Source organism: Mesorhizobium sp. M7A.F.Ca.CA.002.09.1.1, from assembly GCF_003998555.1.
Taxonomy (GTDB): Bacteria; Pseudomonadota; Alphaproteobacteria; order Rhizobiales; family Rhizobiaceae; genus Mesorhizobium; species Mesorhizobium ciceri.
The window spans coordinates 1-1444 of sequence record NZ_RZRR01001153.1 but is presented as its reverse complement, the minus strand read 5'-3'; the positions used below and the strand labels follow the sequence as shown (position 1 = coordinate 1444).

Annotated in this window: 3 protein-coding genes; all 3 read left to right on the top strand. The window is 63.6% G+C overall.

Annotated features, from left to right (window positions below; all coding sequences use genetic code 11):
• A partial coding sequence (locus tag EN994_RS31250; protein WP_164746405.1) for an inositol monophosphatase occupies positions 1 to 544 on the top strand: 544 nt, incomplete at its 5' end.
• 103 nt (positions 545 to 647) lie between these two features.
• The gene (locus EN994_RS31245) at positions 648 to 893 is read left to right on the top strand and encodes a DUF4170 domain-containing protein (RefSeq protein ID WP_013532345.1); all 246 of its coding nucleotides are present in this window, start codon (positions 648 to 650) and stop codon (positions 891 to 893) included.
• 5 nt (positions 894 to 898) lie between these two features.
• A partial coding sequence (locus tag EN994_RS31240; RefSeq protein ID WP_127308142.1) for a lysophospholipid acyltransferase family protein occupies positions 899 to 1444 on the top strand: 546 nt, incomplete at its 3' end.

The following is a 1444-nucleotide window of genomic DNA, read 5'->3' as shown; positions in this document are numbered from 1 at the left end:
CCGCACCTTCGTCGTCGACCCGATCGACGGCACGCGCGGTTTCCTGGAAGGCCAGCGCACCTGGTGCGTCAGCGTCGCCGTCGTCGAGCATGGCCGCACGCTGGCCGGCGTGCTGGAATGCCCGGCGATGGAGGAGACCTATTGGGCGCTGCCCGGCCAGGGTGCTTTCCGCAACGGCAAGCGCATTGCGGTTCGCAAGCTGGCGGAAACGGCCGAGATTTCCGGGCTGAAGCAGTTGACCGACCTGATGCCTGCCGAATGGCAGGCGCGGCTGAAGCGGGCGCCTTACAGCCCTTCGCTCGCCTATCGGCTGGCCATGATCGCCAATGGCGCGCTGGACGCCACTTTCGTCAAGCCGAACGCGCATGACTGGGACATTGCGGCGGCCGACCTCATCCTGCGCGAGGCCGGCGGCCAGCTGCTCGACCAGCATGGCCGCGCTCCACTTTATGCCGGCGAGGTGACTCGTCACGGCGCCCTTGCTGCCGGCAGCGGTGAATTGCTGGCCGTGCTCGCCGGCGTCATCGCCGGTCTGGACACGTGAAAGCGTTTTCCCCGGCGAGATGAATTCATCTCGCCCTAAAGGTTCCAAAGTCGGCGGCTTTGGTCTAGACCTGTGACAAACTCACGATATGTGAAGGACCGACATGGCCGCGGAAGACGGAAAGAAACAGCTTTTGCATCTGGTGTTCGGTGGCGAACTGAAGAAGCTTGGCGGCACCGAATTCCGCGATCTCGACGGGCTCGACATCGTCGGCATCTATCCCGACTATCAATCCGCGCACACGGCGTGGAAAGCCAAGGCGCAAGCCAGCGTGGACAACGCTCACATGCGTTACTTCGTCGTTCATCTGCACCGGCTGCTGGACCCCGACAACAAGGCTGCCGGTTGACTTCGATGGAGCATGACCTGGCGAAAGGGCCAGCAAGCGATGCCGCGCCCACGGGCAGGGGACGCAGCCGCACGACCAAGGCCTTCTGGCGCAAGATTCGCCAACCGCTTGCGCAGTCGCGATTCGTCAAGAACGCCATCGCCAGCCTGTTCGCCCAGTTCGTCCGCTTCGTGCGCCTCACCAATCGCGTCGTCGAGGGATCGGCACGGTTTTCGGGCGGTGCCTATACCGAGTTCGAGCCTGGCATCATCGCCTTGTGGCACGGCCAGCATCTGCTGACGCCTGCCTATTATCCCAAGCGCAAGCCGCTGGTCGCCATGGTTTCGCGCAGCGCCGATGCCGAGCTCAACGCCTTGATGCTGGAAAAATTCGGCATCGAGGCTGTGCGCGGCTCGGGCGGGCGGGAAAATGCCAGGCACCTCGACAAGGGTGGAGCGAAAGCGCTTATCGCCCTGAAAAAGTCGCTCGCCGTCGGCAAGAACGTCGCCATGATCGCAGATATTCCGCACGGCACGCCGCGAGACGCAGGACTTGGTATCGTTCTCCTGGCT